General features: G+C 71.0%; 14 protein-coding genes. 3 read left to right on the top strand and 11 right to left on the bottom strand.

Annotated features, from left to right (window positions below; all coding sequences use genetic code 11):
* Positions 1-35: 35 nt before the first annotated feature.
* Complete coding sequence (locus OHT61_RS02720; RefSeq protein WP_329034714.1) at positions 36-2,387, top strand: AbfB domain-containing protein; 2,352 nt, start codon at positions 36-38, stop codon at positions 2,385-2,387.
* Between the two features lie 57 nt (positions 2,388-2,444).
* On the opposite strand, the gene OHT61_RS02725 is transcribed toward OHT61_RS02720, so the two are convergent.
* Positions 2,445-3,284, bottom strand: a complete 840-nt coding sequence (locus tag OHT61_RS02725; protein WP_329034717.1) for a phytanoyl-CoA dioxygenase family protein — start codon at positions 3,282-3,284, stop codon at positions 2,445-2,447.
* 218 nt (positions 3,285-3,502) lie between these two features.
* Between OHT61_RS02725 and OHT61_RS02730 the strand changes: the two genes are divergently transcribed.
* Positions 3,503-4,525, top strand: coding sequence for a LacI family DNA-binding transcriptional regulator (locus OHT61_RS02730; RefSeq protein ID WP_329034719.1), 1,023 nt, complete (start codon positions 3,503-3,505; stop codon positions 4,523-4,525).
* A 98-nt stretch (positions 4,526-4,623) separates the two neighbouring features.
* Here OHT61_RS02730 and OHT61_RS02735 read toward each other — a convergent pair whose 3' ends face one another.
* The 4 genes from OHT61_RS02735 to OHT61_RS02750 form a co-directional block, all read right to left on the bottom strand.
* Positions 4,624-7,965 carry a LamG-like jellyroll fold domain-containing protein gene (locus tag OHT61_RS02735; RefSeq protein ID WP_329034721.1) on the bottom strand — a complete coding sequence of 1,114 codons (3,342 nt, stop codon included), beginning with the start codon at positions 7,963-7,965 and terminating at the stop codon, positions 4,624-4,626.
* Between the two features lie 574 nt (positions 7,966-8,539).
* The gene (locus tag OHT61_RS02740) at positions 8,540-8,881 is read right to left on the bottom strand and encodes a YkvA family protein (RefSeq protein WP_329034723.1); all 342 of its coding nucleotides are present in this window, start codon (positions 8,879-8,881) and stop codon (positions 8,540-8,542) included.
* Positions 8,882-8,922: 41 nt separating this feature from the next.
* Positions 8,923-9,180, bottom strand: coding sequence for a WhiB family transcriptional regulator (locus OHT61_RS02745; RefSeq protein WP_329034724.1), 258 nt, complete (start codon positions 9,178-9,180; stop codon positions 8,923-8,925).
* Between the two features lie 101 nt (positions 9,181-9,281).
* Positions 9,282-10,139 (bottom strand): helix-turn-helix domain-containing protein, encoded by an 858-nt coding sequence (locus tag OHT61_RS02750; RefSeq protein WP_329034725.1) that lies wholly within the window; start codon positions 10,137-10,139, stop codon positions 9,282-9,284.
* A 275-nt stretch (positions 10,140-10,414) separates the two neighbouring features.
* On the opposite strand from OHT61_RS02750, the gene OHT61_RS02755 reads away from it, so the two are divergent.
* Entirely contained in the window at positions 10,415-10,939 is a 525-nt protein-coding gene (locus tag OHT61_RS02755) for an ATP-binding protein (RefSeq protein ID WP_443049599.1), read from the top strand.
* A 123-nt stretch (positions 10,940-11,062) separates the two neighbouring features.
* Here the strand turns inward: OHT61_RS02755 and OHT61_RS02760 are convergent, their stop codons facing one another.
* From OHT61_RS02760 to OHT61_RS02785, 6 genes are all read right to left on the bottom strand, one after another.
* Positions 11,063-11,749, bottom strand: coding sequence for a ribonuclease H family protein (locus OHT61_RS02760; protein ID WP_329034730.1), 687 nt, complete (start codon positions 11,747-11,749; stop codon positions 11,063-11,065).
* Between the two features lie 26 nt (positions 11,750-11,775).
* Positions 11,776-12,570, bottom strand: coding sequence for an SDR family NAD(P)-dependent oxidoreductase (locus OHT61_RS02765; protein WP_329034732.1), 795 nt, complete (start codon positions 12,568-12,570; stop codon positions 11,776-11,778).
* A 175-nt stretch (positions 12,571-12,745) separates the two neighbouring features.
* On the bottom strand, positions 12,746-13,243 hold the full coding sequence (locus tag OHT61_RS02770) for a peptidylprolyl isomerase (RefSeq protein WP_329034734.1): 498 nt from the start codon (positions 13,241-13,243) through the stop codon (positions 12,746-12,748).
* A gap of 166 nt (positions 13,244-13,409) precedes the next feature.
* On the bottom strand, positions 13,410-14,006 hold the full coding sequence (locus tag OHT61_RS02775) for a lamin tail domain-containing protein (RefSeq protein WP_329034736.1): 597 nt from the start codon (positions 14,004-14,006) through the stop codon (positions 13,410-13,412).
* 343 nt (positions 14,007-14,349) lie between these two features.
* Positions 14,350-14,583, bottom strand: a complete 234-nt coding sequence (locus OHT61_RS02780) for a hypothetical protein (RefSeq protein ID WP_329034738.1) — start codon at positions 14,581-14,583, stop codon at positions 14,350-14,352.
* A gap of 123 nt (positions 14,584-14,706) precedes the next feature.
* A complete protein-coding gene (locus tag OHT61_RS02785) occupies positions 14,707-15,129 on the bottom strand; it encodes a DUF6221 family protein (protein ID WP_329034740.1) in 423 nt (140 codons plus the stop codon).
* Between the last annotated feature and the right edge of the window lie 109 nt (positions 15,130-15,238).

Consider the following 15,238-nt stretch of genomic DNA (forward strand, 5'->3'; position numbering starts at 1 on the left):
GGCCCATCGTCCCCACCTACCGAGGAGCCCCTGGGATGAAGTCCGCACCCGCACCACGCCGTCGCACCTTATGGAGACGGCTGACCGCCGGCACCGGCCTGCTTGCCCTGATCGCCACCGCTCTGGTGGGGGCGGGCACCGCTCCCGCCGCGGCGGCACCCGCGGCCTGGACCCCGAAGCCGGCGCCCATGACGACGCCCTGGACCAACCAGGTCTCCGTCGACAATCCCCTTCCCGAGTATCCGCGCCCCCAGCTCACGCGCCCCGACTGGGCCAACCTCAACGGCATCTGGGACTTCGCGGTGACCGGCCGCGACGCCGGGCAGCCGGCCTCCTTCTCCGAGCAGATCAGGGTGCCGTTCGTCGCGGAGTCCTCGCTCTCGGGCATCAAGCGCAGGATCACCGAGAACGACAAGCTCTGGTACAAGCGCGCCTTCACCGTTCCGTCCAACTGGAACGGACGCCGCGTCGTGCTCAACTTCGGCGCATCCGACTGGCAGAGCACGGTGTGGGTCAACGGCACCCAGGTCGGCGCGCACAAGGGCGGGTTCGACTCGTTCTCGTACGACATCACGCCCCAGCTGAACGGGGGATCGAACACGATCGTCGTCTCCGTCTACGACCCGACGCAGACCGGCGGCCAGGCCGTCGGCAAGCAGCGCATCAACGACGTCAACCCGCACGCGGGCGGCGGCATCTTCTACACCGCCGCCTCCGGGATCTGGCAGACCGTGTGGCTGGAGCCCGTCGCCGCGTCGCACGTCACACGCCTCGACATGACGCCGAACCTCGGCAACAACACCCTCAGGGTCAAGGTCCAGGCCGCCTCGGCGAGCGGCCGGACCGCACGGGTCACCGTGTCGAGCGGCGGCAGCGTCGTGGGCACGGCGACCGGGGCACCCGGCACCGACATCTCCGTCTCCGTGCCGAACCCGCGGCTGTGGAGCCCGGACGACCCGTTCCTCTACGACGTGCGCGCCGAACTCCTCGACGGCACGTCCGTGGTGGACACGGTGGGCAGCTACGCGGGCATGCGGTCCATCGCCGTCGCGAAGGTCGACAACATCCTGCGCCCCGTCCTCAACGGGAAGTTCGTCTTCCAGACCGGCACGCTCGACCAGGGCTACTGGCCGGACGGGATCTACACCGCTCCCACGGACGCCGCGCTGAGGTCCGATCTGCAGGCGCACAAGGACCTCGGCTTCAACATGGTCCGCAAGCACATCAAGGTCGAACCCCAGCGCTGGTTCTACTGGGCCGACAAGCTGGGCCTGCTCGTGTGGCAGGACATGCCCGCCATGGACACCGGCAAGACGCCCGACGGCGCGTCCCGCACCCAGTGGGAGGCGGAGTACCACGCGGTCATCGACCAGCACCGCAGCTCACCGTCCCTGGTCATGTGGGTCAACCAGAACGAGGGCTGGGGCCAGTACGACCAGGCGCGGATCGCGAACGAGGTCAAGGCGTACGACCCGTCCCGCCTGGTCAACAACATGAGCGGGGTCAACTGCTGCGGCTCCGTGGACGGCGGCAACGGTGACGTGATCGACAACCACGTCTACGTCGGCCCCGGCAACACGGCGCCCACCGCGACCCGGGCCGCCGTCCTCGGCGAGTTCGGCGGGCTGGGCTGGAAGGTCCCGGGCCACGAGTGGTACCCGGGCGGCGGCTTCAGCTACGAGGACCAGGCGAGCGTCGCCGCCCTGAACAACCGGTTCGTGGGACTCCTCGACAGCATCCGCGTGGGGCAGCTCCCGGCGGGGCTCTCGGCCTCCGTCTACACGGAGATCACCGACGTCGAGAACGAGGCGAACGGCCTGCTCACCTACGACCGCCAGGTGGTCAAGGTCGACACCGCCCGGGTGAAGGCCGCCAACCAGGCCCTCATCCAGGCGTCGAAGACGCCCGCCCCGCCGGTCACCCTGCCCACCGGGCAGTACAAGTCGCTCCGGGTCACCACTCCGGGGCACACGAACAAGTACCTGCGTCACTACGACGCGCTTGCCTTCACCGAGGTGGTGGACGGCGGCAGCGCGGCCGTGCTCAAGAGCGACGCCACCTGGAAGATCGTCACGGGTCTGGCGAACGGCAACTGCTACTCCTTCGAGTCACGCAACTACCCGGGCGAGTACCTGCGCCACCGGGACTTCCGGGTGCGGCGTGACGCGAGCGACGGCTCGGCCCTCTTCAAGGCCGACGCCACGTGGTGCGCGCTCCCGGGCACGGGCGGCGTGAGGTTCTCCAGCGCCAACCTCCCGGGCAGCTACCTGCGCCACATCGGCTCCGAGGTCTGGCTGGCCACCCCCGGCGGCGGTCACGCCTGGGACAACGCGGCCACGTTCACCGAGGACACGACCTGGTCGGTGGACGCCCCCTGGGCACCGTGAGGTGAGTCCGGAGCCAGGCCCCGGTCCCCTCGCGGGCCGGGGCCGGGCTCCGGAGTGTCAGGCCTCCCCCATCACCAGTCCCTCGATGGTGTGCTTCTGGACGATGGGGGTCAGCTCGTCCACGACCGGGCAGTGCAGATGCGCCCGGACGCGTTCGGGCAGCGAGTCCCTGAAAGCGGCGGTCACCGCCATGTCGTGGTGTGCGTCGTTGCCGGCGCCCGGGGCGTCGACCCCCAGCACCAGCACCGGCCGGGCGTCGGCCGAGCGGTTGGCGGTCCCCCGGTGGATCGTCAGGGCGGACCGGGCCGAGATGTCCCCCCGCTGCGGGTACTTGCGCTCGGCCAGCCCCTCGTAGCACGGGTAGGTGTCGCGGGGCGGGAACATTCCGTGGCCGAAGCGGGGGTCGTCGTCCCACTGGGTGCCCGGTGCGATCTCGAACGGGCCCATGTCCTCCCGCGTGTCGACGGCGGTGAGGTTGAAGGCGAGCGAGGTCAGACGGCGTTCGCCGCGGGTGGCGTCCGGCATGGGGAAGTCACGGTGCCAGGGCTGGTTCACCGCCCCCGCGAAGGGTATGTCGAAGCCCAGTTCCACGATGCGGTAGTCGGGGCCGAGCACGGCCTCGCACACGCCGACCACCCATGGGTGGTCGACCAGCTCGACGAAGCCCCGCAGCTGCTGCGGGTGGATCTCGACGTAGTACCTGTGGGGGCCCCGGCCGACCGCACCGCCCTCACGGCCGCGCGCTTCCGCGAAGGCGGCCTCCACGTCCTCACGCATCAGGTCGGCCCACTGCGGGGTGAAGGCCCCCCTGCGGGCCGTGATGCCGTCCCCGTAGAGGTCCTGGACGGCGGCCTCCAGATGCGGGGCGAGGGCTCCGGTGGGTGCGCTTCCGGGCATGGCGACGATCCCTTCGTCGTGTCGGCTGGGGTGACGGCAGGCCCCGCGACGAGAGGAGTCCTCTCACCGGCCGACCTGCCGGGGCCCTATTTTGCAACGTTGCAATCAACGTGGCAAGGGTATGGGCGCACCGAGCTGCCACGCGGCTGTTACGGTGCACAGCGTGGAGGGGGCGGTCGGCCGACCGTCCCGCGCGCGAGGACGGGAGCGCACCGGCTGTGGCTGCGAGACTCAAGGACGTCGCCGCACTGGCCGGCGTGTCCGTTCGGACCGTCTCCAACGTCGTGAGCAACGCCGCGGCCGTCGCCCCGGCGACCCGCTCCCGCGTCATGGCTGCGGTGGAGGAACTGGGGTACCGCCCCAACCTCGCCGCGCGCAACCTCCGTCAGGGGCGCACCGGTCTGGTCGGAGTCGCCGTGCCCGAGATCCACTCTCCGTACTTCGGCAGACTGACCGGCCTGCTCATCGACGCGGCCCAGCAGCGCGGCTGGACGGTGCTCCTGGAACGGACGGGCGGTCAGGCCGCCCTGGAGCGGCGGCTGCTGGACGGGTCCGAGGGCCATCAGGTCGACGGGATGATCATCAGCCCGTGGTCGACGTCACCGGCCGAACTGGCCGCACTCGCCGGCGGCCTGCCGCTGGTGGTCCTCGGGGAACTGGAGCCGGAGGGGTCCATCGACCACGTGGCCCTGAACAACGTGGCCGCCGCACGCGACGCCGCACATCATCTGGTCGCCACCGGGCGCCGGCGTGTCGCCGCGATCGGCCTCCAGTCGCGACTGGGGCACGGGACGGCCGAGCTGCGCGCCGAGGGCTTGCGCCGAGGACTGCTCGAGGCCGGCGGCCTCCGCCCGGTGGCCGAGGTGGAGGTCGCCGACCTGCACCGCTCGGAGGGGGCCCGGGCTCTTCGTGAACTGCTGCGGCTGCCCGAGCCTCCGGACGCCGTCTTCTGCTTCAGCGACGAACTCGCCCTCGGTGCCCTGCGTGTGGCGGCCGAGGAAGGCGTGCGGGTCCCGGAGGACCTGGCTCTGATGGGCTTCGACGACATCGAGGACGGCAGGTTCGCCGCCCCGTCCCTCACCACCGTGGCCCCGGACACGGAGCAGATCGCCGAGCGCGCCGTGCAGTGCCTGAGCGAGCGCGTCCTCGGCCGGCTGGACACCCTGCCGGCCCGCCGGATCGTGGTCCCGCACCGCCTGCTGGTCAGGGAGAGCACCGGGGCCGCGGTCGCCCCGGTGTGACGCGCCCTGAGGATCCCCGGCTGCGGACGCGCCGGAGCTCCCGGCAGTGCGGCGTGCGCGGCACACTGCCGGGAGCGGTTCTGCGGGGCGGGCGGACCCTACGGCTGCTCGCCGTCGTGGAGCGCGGTCACCTCCTGGTCGGTGAGGGCCTTGTCGTACACCTTCACCTGGTCGACCGAACCGTTCCAGAAGTCGACGTTGCCGCCCGACCACTTGGCACGGCCCACGGACAGGGACCCGGTGCTCACGTCCGCGGTCCCGGCTGCCGCAGTGGAGGCGAGCCTGCCGTCGACGTAGAGCTTGATCTCGTCACCGCTGCGGACGCCGACGAGGTGGTACCAGCGGCCGGGTTCGGGCGTGATCTCCAGCCGGGCGCGGTGGGCGCCGGGCGTGGAGAAGGCGAACGCGCCCTGTCCGTACTGCAGGTAGAACGGGTTCTCCTGACGTCGCCCGTCCTGACTGACGACGGTGGCGTAGTTGCCGGGGAGCGCGTCGAGCGACGCCCACGCGGAGACCGTGTAGTCACCGGTGGTGTCGACGACCGGACCGGCCGTCTGCGCGTACTGGCCCTTGCCGTCGAACTTCAGCGCCGAGCCGTGCACTCCCGGCGTCCAGGACGCGCCCTCGGAGAGGGTGAGGTCCTTGTGGTTCGGGCCGCTGTCGGCTGCCTTCGTGCCCTTGTTCTCGTCGAGGGACCAGGAGCCGCCGCCCTTGATCTCGTCGCGCTCGCCCGCGGCGGCGCCGGCGGCAATGACCTCCTGGTTGATCTTCCGTACCTTGGCGGGGTCGACCTTGATCTCGCGGCGGTCGTACGTCCAGAGCCCGTTGAGCTCGTTCTCCAGGTCGGTGACCTGGGTGTAGATGGAGCCGGAGAGCTCGGCGCGGGCCGCGTCCAGGTAGTACGTGCGGGTGTTGTCGACGTACTTGGCGGTCAGGGCGTCCTTGTCGGCCACGCCGCTGTAGATCGCGGTGGGGGCGCCGGGCCACATGTTGCCGGGCATCCTCAGGGTGAAGCCGCCGTGCTCACCGTCCATCGCGGCACGCTTGTCGTCCGGGAAGGCCGGATCGGTGTTGTTGTAGTCGTGGTGGTCGATGATGTCGCCCTTGCCGGAGTCACCCTTGGAGTTGCAGCAGTTGACTCCGCTGTGGGCGTTGACGACACGCGAGGGGTCGGCGGCCTGCACCTTCTCGGTGATCTTGCCGGTCTCGGTGCGGTCCCACTCGCCCCAGCCCTCGTTGAAGACGATCCAGGCGCCGATCGAGGGGTAGTTGTGCAGCTGCTCCATCATCTCGGCACCCTGGTCGAGGAAGGCCTTCTGGCCCTTCTCGCCGGTGATGTTGCCGGAGACGAAGTCCTGCCACACCAGGAGGCCGAGCTGGTCGGCGTGGTAGTACCAGCGGGCGGGCTCGACCTTGATGTGCTTGCGGACCGAGTTGAAGCCGAGGTCCTTCTGCGCCTTCAGGTCGAAGACCAGGGCCTTGTCGCTGGGCGCCGTGTTCAGGCCGTCGGGGTAGAAGCCCTGGTCGAGCTGGGCCAGGGAGAAGAAAGGCTTCCCGTTGAGGACCAGCTTCTGGTAGCCGCCGACCTCGGCGACGCCGAAGGACCGCATGCCGAAGTAGCTCTCGACGGTGTCCTTGGAACGGCCGTCCTTGAGGGTGACCTCGAGGTCGTACAGGTACGGGTCGTCCGGCGTCCACAGGTGCTGCTTGGCGACCGGAAGGCTCAGCTCGCCGTTGGCGGGACCGGTGACGGTGCCGACGACCTTCCCCTTCTTGTCCCGGGCGACGGCCGTGACCGAGGCGGACTTCGACGCCTTCGCGGAGTTGACCGTGAGGGCGAGTCGACCCTTGTCGATGTCGGGGGTGGTCTTCAGGGAGTCGACGGCCGCGGGGGCCACGGGCTCCATCCAGACGGTCTGCCAGATGCCGGAGGAGGCGGTGTAGAAGATGCCGCTCGGGTTCGCGGACTGCTTGCCGGTGGGCTGGTCGGCCCCGGTGGTGTCGGTGACCGCGACCACGATCTCCTGCGGGCCGCTGCCCTTGAGGGCGTCGGTGATGTCCGCGCTGAAGGCGGTGTAGCCGCCGGTGTGCTCGGCGACCTGCTTGCCGTTGACCCAGACCCGCGCCTGGTAGTCGACGGCGCCGAAGTTGAGCTTCAGCCGGTCGTCGCTCCCGTGCTTGCCGACGGCCCACTTCTTGGGCACCGTCACGAGCTTGCGGTAGAACATGTGGTCTTCGTGGCGCTCGAGGCCGGAGAGCTGGGACTCGACGGGGTAGGGCACCGTGATGCGCTCGTCGAGCGGCTTGCCGAAGGCGGGCATCTCACCGGCGGTGGCGCCGGCGAACTCCCACTGGCCGTTGAGGTTCTTCCAGTCGTCGCGCACCTGCTGCGGGCGGGGGTACTCGGGCAGCGGGTTGTCGCGGTCGACCTTGTCGCCCCACGGCGTGGTCAGGCGGTGCGTGGAGAGGTTCTTCGCCCTGCGGCTGATCTCCGGGACGGTCTCGTCGCCGTTCTTCAGGCCGCCCTCGCCGTCGTACGCGATCCGGGTCTGCTGGCCCTTCTGGACGGCCGCGCCCAGCGTGATGACCAGCGCGTTGCGGTTTCCGGAAGCCCTGGCGACCGACTTCACGGGCATCGGCGTGGTGTCCGCCTCGACGGTGAGGTGGTCCTTCACGTCCTTGACGCCGCTGACCTCGTGGTCGAAGGTCGCCTGCACCTTGAGGCCGTTCTCCGCCACGCTCAGGGCGACCGGGTACACCTCGAAGTCGGCGGGCGGGGTGAAGGCGGACTCGGGCACGATCTGCTTGGCGAGCGTGGCGCTCGACCAGCGCAGGAACATGTTGGCCCCGCCGACGTCCTGGAACATCTCCAGCCGGAAGGTGTGCTGCTCGCCGGCCTTGAGGGAGACCGGCGTGCTGGTCTGCTCCTTGTCCCAGTCCCCGACCCAGTGGTCGATGACGGGCTTGTCGTCGATGAAGAGCCGGAAGCCGTTGTCGCCGATGGCGGAGAAGGTGTAGTCGCCGGTCTCGGGGGCCGCGATCTGCCCCGTCCAGCGGGCGGTCGTGTGCTCGGTCTTCCCCGTGGCCGACTCGAACGCCCCGGTCAGACCCGGGAAGTTGATCTCCGGGTCGAGCGAGGTCGCGCCGAGTACGGCGAAGTCACGGGCGCCGGGCGCGGACATGGCGAAGTACTCGCCCTTGAGTCCGTGCGGCTCCGTGGACGGATCGTCCTTCACGAACGCCGAGGCCGCGGCGGCCTGTTCGGCCGGCGCGGCGGCGGGGGCGGCGGTCGCGGCGGCGGGGACCAGGACGGCCCCGGCGGGAAGAAGCAGCGCGGCCGTACAGGCCAGCGTTCTGAACAACGTGCGGGGGCGGGCTGGTTGTCGTATCAAGGCGTCGTCCTCGTCGAAGAAGCCGAAGTGCTCCGAACCGCGAAGCACTGCACATAGTCGAACATTGAGCCACAGCCTCAAACACCTGACAACGGTCGTGCACGGAGAATTTTCAACGATATAAAAACCGCTCCCCCACCACGGGCCGCAAGGGGAGTCCGGGGCGGGGTGCGGGGCGCATGACTGTCCACCGTGGGCCGCGCCAGGGCCGGTTGACGTGCCACTGGGCCAGATCCGCAGGTCACACGGGCCTCGCGACGTACGAACGGCCCGCCGGCCGCCGGCCGGGGAGCGCTCACCCGGTCACCGGACGGCCCCGTCCCTGAGGGTCCCCTTCCAGCCGGCCGCCGACGGTCACCGCGTCGATGTACGGATGTGTCGCATCCACCGCCGGGGCCCCGCGGGCTCGATACCGGGGCCGTTTTTCACCGCCGCGCGCCATTGCCGGTGAACGGCAGAAAGGCCGCCCGGGGCCGGGCGGCCCGGCCGGGACGAGGGCCGTGCCAGGGCGCCGACGGACGGACCTCACCGGCACGGGGGACGATTCGGGGGCGGATGCCGCGTCAAGGGCGCGGAGGTCTCGCGGGAGACGCTTCCGGGCAGGGGGCGGCCGACGCGCCCCTCACTTGCCGCCCGAGGCCGAGAGCTTGCCGCCCGGCCCGGCGGGGTCCATCGCCGTCCTCCCGCGCCGCCCCACTCCCGCCGCGTGCGCCGCGGTGTGGAGGGAGCGCAGGGCGAGCAGGAGGAAGCCGATGTCGTCGAGGTAGACGGGGTCCGGCAGGAGGTCGACGGGCGACACGGTGTAGATGACCGCGGCCCAGACGAGAGCCTTGTTGCGCAAGGGGATTCCCGCGTCGACGAGGAGCTTCCTGGCTCTGATCACCCGCACCAGGAGCACGGCGGCGACGCCTGCCATGACGAGCAGGACGAGTGCGCCGACGGCGAACCAGACCGAGGTGTCCATGGCTCATCGTCTCCCACGTCGCGGGCCTGAGCCCGCAGGCCTCATCCGGCACTCCTGGCGTGGCGGCGGGCACGACGGCGCTTGAGCGCGCGCCGCTCGTTCTCGTCCATGCCTCCCCAGACTCCCGCGTCCTGCGCGAATTCCAGGGCCCAGTCCAGGCACTGCTCGCGCACCGGGCAGGTTCCGCAGACCGCCTTGGCCTCCTCGGCCTGGACGAGCGCGGGACCACTGCTGCCGATCGGGAAGAAAAGATCCGGGTCCTCTTCGCGGCACGCCGCGTGCATGCGCCAGTTGTCCATCTCTCCCACTCCTCTTCGAGGCGACCCGCGAGTCGCTCCTGTGGTTCCGTACTGTGCGCGTGACCGGCTTCGGCCGATCGAAACCCGGAACACCGCGGAGTTCAGGCGTTCGAGGCGGCCGCCGGGGCGCCGGGCGGGGAGGCCCCTGGGGGCGGGGCCGCCGAGCAGGCGTCGTCCAGACGGATGCGGTACTCCGTGACCCCGGCCGCGTCGTCGAGGATGTCCACGCGGGACCCCGGGGTCTCCAGGACGACGCGGTCACCGATCTCGGGGGCGGACACCCGCAGGAGCCGCAGCGGCGGGACGCCGGTCAGGGGGTGGGGCGGAGCGTCGAGAGGCGTCACCTGGACCGTGAGGCCGCGTTGGTGGGCCGCGTCCTCCAGCAGGGCACGCTGCCGGGCCATCACCGCGGCTCCGCCCACCCTGGTATGAAGGGCGGCGGCCGGGAACAGGGCCCAGAGCGCCGCCCCGCGTTCCGCCAGCCGGCGCTGTCTCTCCCCCAGCAGTTCCACGCGCAGATCCCGCCGGGCCGAGGATTCGGCGGGCATGAGGGTCCGCGACAGCGCTGCCTCGTAGGCCGGGGTGCGCAGCAGCTCGGGAACCAGTGCGGGGTGCCAGGTGCGCACGAGCCCGGCGGACGACTCGATGCCGATGACCTCCTGCTGCCACGGCTCCATCACGTCCCGCCAGCGGTGCCACCAGCCGGGCAGGTTCGCGGCGGTGAGACCGGCCATGATCGGCTCGGCCTCTCCGGCGGACACCCCGTAGCACTCCAGGAGGACACGCACCTGCCCGGAGTCGAGACCCGTCTCGGCGCGTTCGATGCGCCGCACGGTGGCCGGATGCGCTCCCAGGGCCGAGGCGGCCGCCTGCAGACCGACGCCCGCACGCACGCGCAGCATGCGCAGGCGCGCCGCCACGACGCGGTGCTCGACCGTGGGGCCGGACCGGGGTCTCATGCACGCGCCTCCTTCGGACCTTCCCGCGCGGACGGGATGCCGCGCCGCGAGGTCCGCGGCGGCACGGCCGGGGTGCGCCGCGGCACCGCCGCTCGGGGGCGTCCGCCCGCGTCCATGCCCGCCGTACAGATCCTTCGCCGATTCCGAACTATTTAGACATTCTGTCGCTTGCAAAGTGTGCACTTTGCACGGAGAGTACGAACATGTCGGAAATAGTCACGTGCGCACGCCTGGCTCCGGAGGATACGAGCGGGCGTCGCGCACATACCTGGTGGATTCCCCGCCTTCCCCGGGGCGTCCCGGAGGCCAGGCACCGCGTGGAGAAGGCCATGCGGCACTGGGGAGAACCCGATGAACGGATCGAGGCGGCGGCCCTGGTGGTGACCGAGCTGGTCACGAACGCGGTGCAGCACACCGCCGGACGGCGTGTACGGTGCCGCCTTCTGCGTGCGCCGGGCGGTGTCCGCATCTGCGTGTGGAACCGTGGACGGCGACGCATGGCGGCGCTGCCCCGCCCCAGGGACCCCGCCAGGATCGCCCACGCGACGCGCGCCCCCGTCCCGCGCCGCCCGGAGCCCCACCGCGTGGCGGGTGACCGGTCCCGCCTGCGGGTCGGCCCCGTCGAGGGGCCCGGCCCGGTGGCCTTCGCCGCCCCGGACGGTTCCGGAGGGCCGGACGACGGCTTCGACCTCGCGTCGGTGGCGGAGGACGGGCGGGGGCTGATGCTCGTGGACGCGCTCGCGACACGCTGGGGAACCCGCAGCAGCCCCTCCGGCCGGCTGGTCTGGGCGGATCTCTGACCGGCTCGTCCTCCCGGAGACCACACTCGGCGACATCAGGCGCGAGGCGCCGGACGCGGACTCACTGAGGGGCCCTCCGGGAGGCACCGGACGCGGACTCACTGAGGTGCCCTCCGCGGCTGCTCAGGCCAGAGCGGACCGGCACTCCGGATGACCCCAGCCGTGGGGGTTCTTCGCGATCATGTCCTTCGCCGCGTACGGCTTTCCGCAGTGGCACCGGCCGGCGAACTTGGCCCTGATCGTCGCCCCTCCGGAGCCTGACCTGCTCGCGGGAGCGGACGCCGCCCCGCGCGTTTTGCTCTTCGTCGAACGGGCCTGGGCGGGCACGGGCAGGCCCGCCGCGCCGTGCACCGTACCCGCCGCCCGCTGGGACACCGCGACCTCGCTCGCGGCCTGGTCGGCGAGCGCGTTGAGCGGATCGCCGTCCACCTGGTGCGCCGGGACGTAGCGGAAGCTGACGCTGCGCCCGCCGAGCAGTTCGTCGATGCCGACGACCAGCTCCCGGTTCGCCACGGGCTTGCCGGCCGACGTCTTCCAGCCGTTGCGCTTCCAGCCCGGCAGCCACTTGGTCACCGCGTTCATCGCGTACTGCGAGTCCATACGCACCTCGACGGGCACCGCCGGATCGGTCGACCTCAGCAGTTCCAGCAGGGCGGTGAGCTCGGCCACGTTGTTGGTGGCGGTGCCGAGCGGTCCCGCCTCCCACCGCTGCGGGTCTCCCTGGTCATCGGCCACGACCCATGCCCAGGCGGCAGGTCCCGGATTGCCCTTCGATGCCCCGTCACACGCGGCGATGATGCGCTCGTCCATGCCCTTGATCATGCCAGCCCGACGGCTCAGGGCACGATCGAGTCGACGTATCCGCCGTCCACCCGCACGGCCGCGCCCGTGGTGGCCGAGGCCTGCGGCGAGCTGAGGTAGACCACGAGGTTCGCGATCTCCTCGGGCTCGATGAGCCGCTGGAGCAGGGACTGGGGGCGGTACCGGCGCATGAACTCGCGCTGGGCCTCGTCCCACGGCAGGTCCCCGCCCACCAGGTCGTGGACGAAGTCCTCGACCCCGCCGGTGTGGGTGGGCCCGGCGATCACCGAGTTCACGGTCACTCCCGTGCCCGCGGCCTCCTTGGCGAAGCCGCGGGAGACCGCCAGCAGGGCGGTCTTCGACATCCCGTAGTGGATCATCTCGGCGGGAATGACGATCGCGGAGTCGCTCGCGATGTTCTGCACCCGGCCCCACCCCTTCCCGGTCATGCCCGGCAGGTAGTGGCGGATCAGGCGTACCGCGCTCAGGACGTTCGTGTCGAAGTAGGTGCGCCACTCCTCGTCGGTGATCTCCAGCGGCGGCCTGGAGCCGAAGATGCCGAGGTTGTTGACGAGGATGTCCGTGAGGGGCACGGCGCCGTACAGTTCCGCCGCCCCCTGCTCGGTGGCGAGGTCGCAGGCGACCGTGAGGACGTCGGCGCCCGGCTCGCCGCTCCGCAGGACCCCGGCCGCCTCTTCCAGCCGCTCCCGGCTGCGCCCGGTCAGGACGACCCGCGCTCCGGCGCCGGCCAGCCCGGTGGCGATGGCGAGTCCGATCCCCTGGGAGGAGCCGGTCACGACCGCCGTCCTGCCGTCAAGAGCGATACGCATGGTGCGATCCCTTCGTCCCGTGTCAGCGGTGCACAAGTCGTGTCCACCCTGGCACCCCACGGACGCGGGCGCCCGGCAGGACACGGCGCGGGGGCCGCGTGGCGACGGGACCGGAGGGCCTGACGCGCGCGGGGCCCCGGCCGGTGCGAAACCGGCCGGGGCCCCGTCCCGCAGGTCAGAGAACGCCGGACGCGGAGACGGCGATCGCGGCCTTCGTGGTGCCGTTCGGGGTGCCGTAGGACTCGATCTTGCGGACGAGCTCCATGCTGGGCTCGTCGGCGACCTCGCCGAACACGACGTGCTTGCCGTCCAGCCACGGGGTGAGGACGGTGGTGATGAAGAACTGCGAGCCGTTGGTGTTCGGGCCGGCGTTGGCCATCGAGAGCAGACCCGGCTTGTTGTGCTTCAGCGTGAAGTTCTCGTCGGCGAACTTCTCGCCGTAGATGCTCTTGCCACCGGTGCCGTTGCCGCGGGTGAAGTCTCCGCCCTGCAGCATGAAGTCGGGGATGACGCGGTGGAACGGCGAACCGGCGTAGCCGTAGCCGTGCTCACCGGTGGCGAGCGCGCGGAAGTTCTCCGCGGTCTTGGGTGCAACGTCGTCGAACAGGTTGAACACGATCCGCCCGGCGGGCTCGTCGTTGATGGTGATGTCGAAATACGCCTTGATGGTCATGGACCCATCCTGACATCACCGGCGGCCCTTCGTTGCACAGACCCCGCCCGACGTGGTCCGGGGCGTGCGGGCACCGCGCACGAGTGCGGCGCACCACGGGCTCGATCCGTGGTACGCCGCATCGGTGTCATTCAGGGGAGGCGCCGCATCCCCCTACGGGTGTCGGTCAGCGGTTGCCGCGGGGGCCGCCGCCGTGGTTGTTGCCGCCGCCCTGGTGGCCGTTGTTGTTGCCACCGTGGTGGCCGTTGTTGTTCCCGCCGTGGTGGCCGTTGCTGCCGCCGTGACCGTTGTTGTTCCCGCCGCGGTGACGACCCCAGGACTCGGAGTCGATCTTGCGGCCGCGGTTGTCGCGGAGCGTCGCGGTGTCCCGGCTGTCCCACACGTAGTTGCGACGGTCCTGGTAGACGTCGCGGGTGGTGTCGCGCCCCACTCCGGTGTGGACCCGGACGGAGGAGCGGCCCGGGAGCCTCATGTCGAACCGGTACGTGCGGTTGCTCTCGTCGCTCAGCGTCCAGCCGCGGAGGTTGACGGAGTGGCGGCTGGTGTTCGTGACCGTGACCCACTCGGCGTTCAGGCTGCGGTTGGAGCCGTTGTCGCGGCCGGGGCTGTCGTACTGGATCGCTCCGAGGACGACCGCCGAGCGCTGCGCCGGCCGGTGGTGGCCGTGGTCCCGGCCATCGGCCGAGGCCGGCAGGGCCGCTGCGGCGAGCAGGGCACCGGAGGCGAGAACGGTGGCGGTGATCCGTCGTGCGGAACGGGACATGGAAACCCCTCATCATGCAGGCCCGGTACGAAGGTGCCGGGCGTTTTCCGACCCCGGCGTCGGTGCCGGGAACGCAAACTTTGTCCGGCTTTCGCGGTGGCCGAAAGGTGCCCTGGTTCGTGTGACAAAGTGCGGACATTTCTGTCACACACGACTGCACTCGACACGGATTGCACCGGTCGTAGACCTGTCAACCGTTGATCGCTGCACGGACCCGTTCCGGGCGCCGATCACCTGGTCATGGCGCCCCGTTCACACCCTGCCCGCTCCCCCGGGCGCCCGTGCCTGCTCAGGGCCGTCGCGTGTAACAAAAGCGACAGCGCTTTCCTGGACAAAAGTTCCATTACCGCCTGGAAAGGAGTTCGCGCGTTCGAGCCTTCAGGATCCAGCGGGAGGGGGCGATGCGCGCGCGCTGCCCGCCGTTGACGACCAGCGCGTTCACGGGCGCCAGGGGATCCAGGGCCATCGACCTGGCCAGCAGCACACCCGCGGCCAGCGGGAGCAGGGTCACGGCCAGTGCCGTACCGGCGGTGGTGAGGGTCTGGATGCGGGGGCGCGTCGGCGCGTCGGGGGCCATGACGCCATTCGACCAGCGGCAAGGACGGCCGGGATCGGGTGACGTACTCAGACGCGGCCGTCGCCGCTACTCAGCCGGCCGGACGCGTGGGCACGCCGGCCGGCCTCGTGCGGACGGCCGCGGTCACTCCGGATCGGCGGACGGACCCCAGTGGGAAAACCGGGGCAGCCACTTCACCCGGTAGTCGGGGTGGCCCGCGTGCTCCGCGGCCATCTGACGCACGACGAACCCGAGACCGACGGCCCGCCCCGAGGTGAAGTCCTGGGCGGGACGGTCGGTGTCCAGGTCCGCGATCTCCTCGTACTCGTCCAGGAGGACCCTGGTGGTCTCGATGCGGCGCAGGGTGCGCGCCGGGTCCTGGTGGGCGATGTGGCGGTCGTACGCGCGCGACCGCACCACGAACGCGATGCCGCTGGTGCGGTCGTGCACCTCGCCCGGTGCCTCGGCCGGTGTACGCCAGCCGTCACCTCCCGCTTCACGCGCGATGCGCTCCTCGTCGTCGAGGCGTGCCCGCACGAAGACCAACAGGTCCGAGTTCTCTGCCATCTGGTTCCGCATCCTTCTCCGTCACAGACCACGACGTGCGCACACGCTCCGCCGCGGACCCGTTCTGCCCGACCAGCAGAGGATGCCTCACCCGTGCCCCGCCGTCGCA

The sequence above is a fragment of the Streptomyces sp. NBC_00178 genome (assembly GCF_036206005.1).
Classification (GTDB): Bacteria; Actinomycetota; Actinomycetes; order Streptomycetales; family Streptomycetaceae; genus Streptomyces.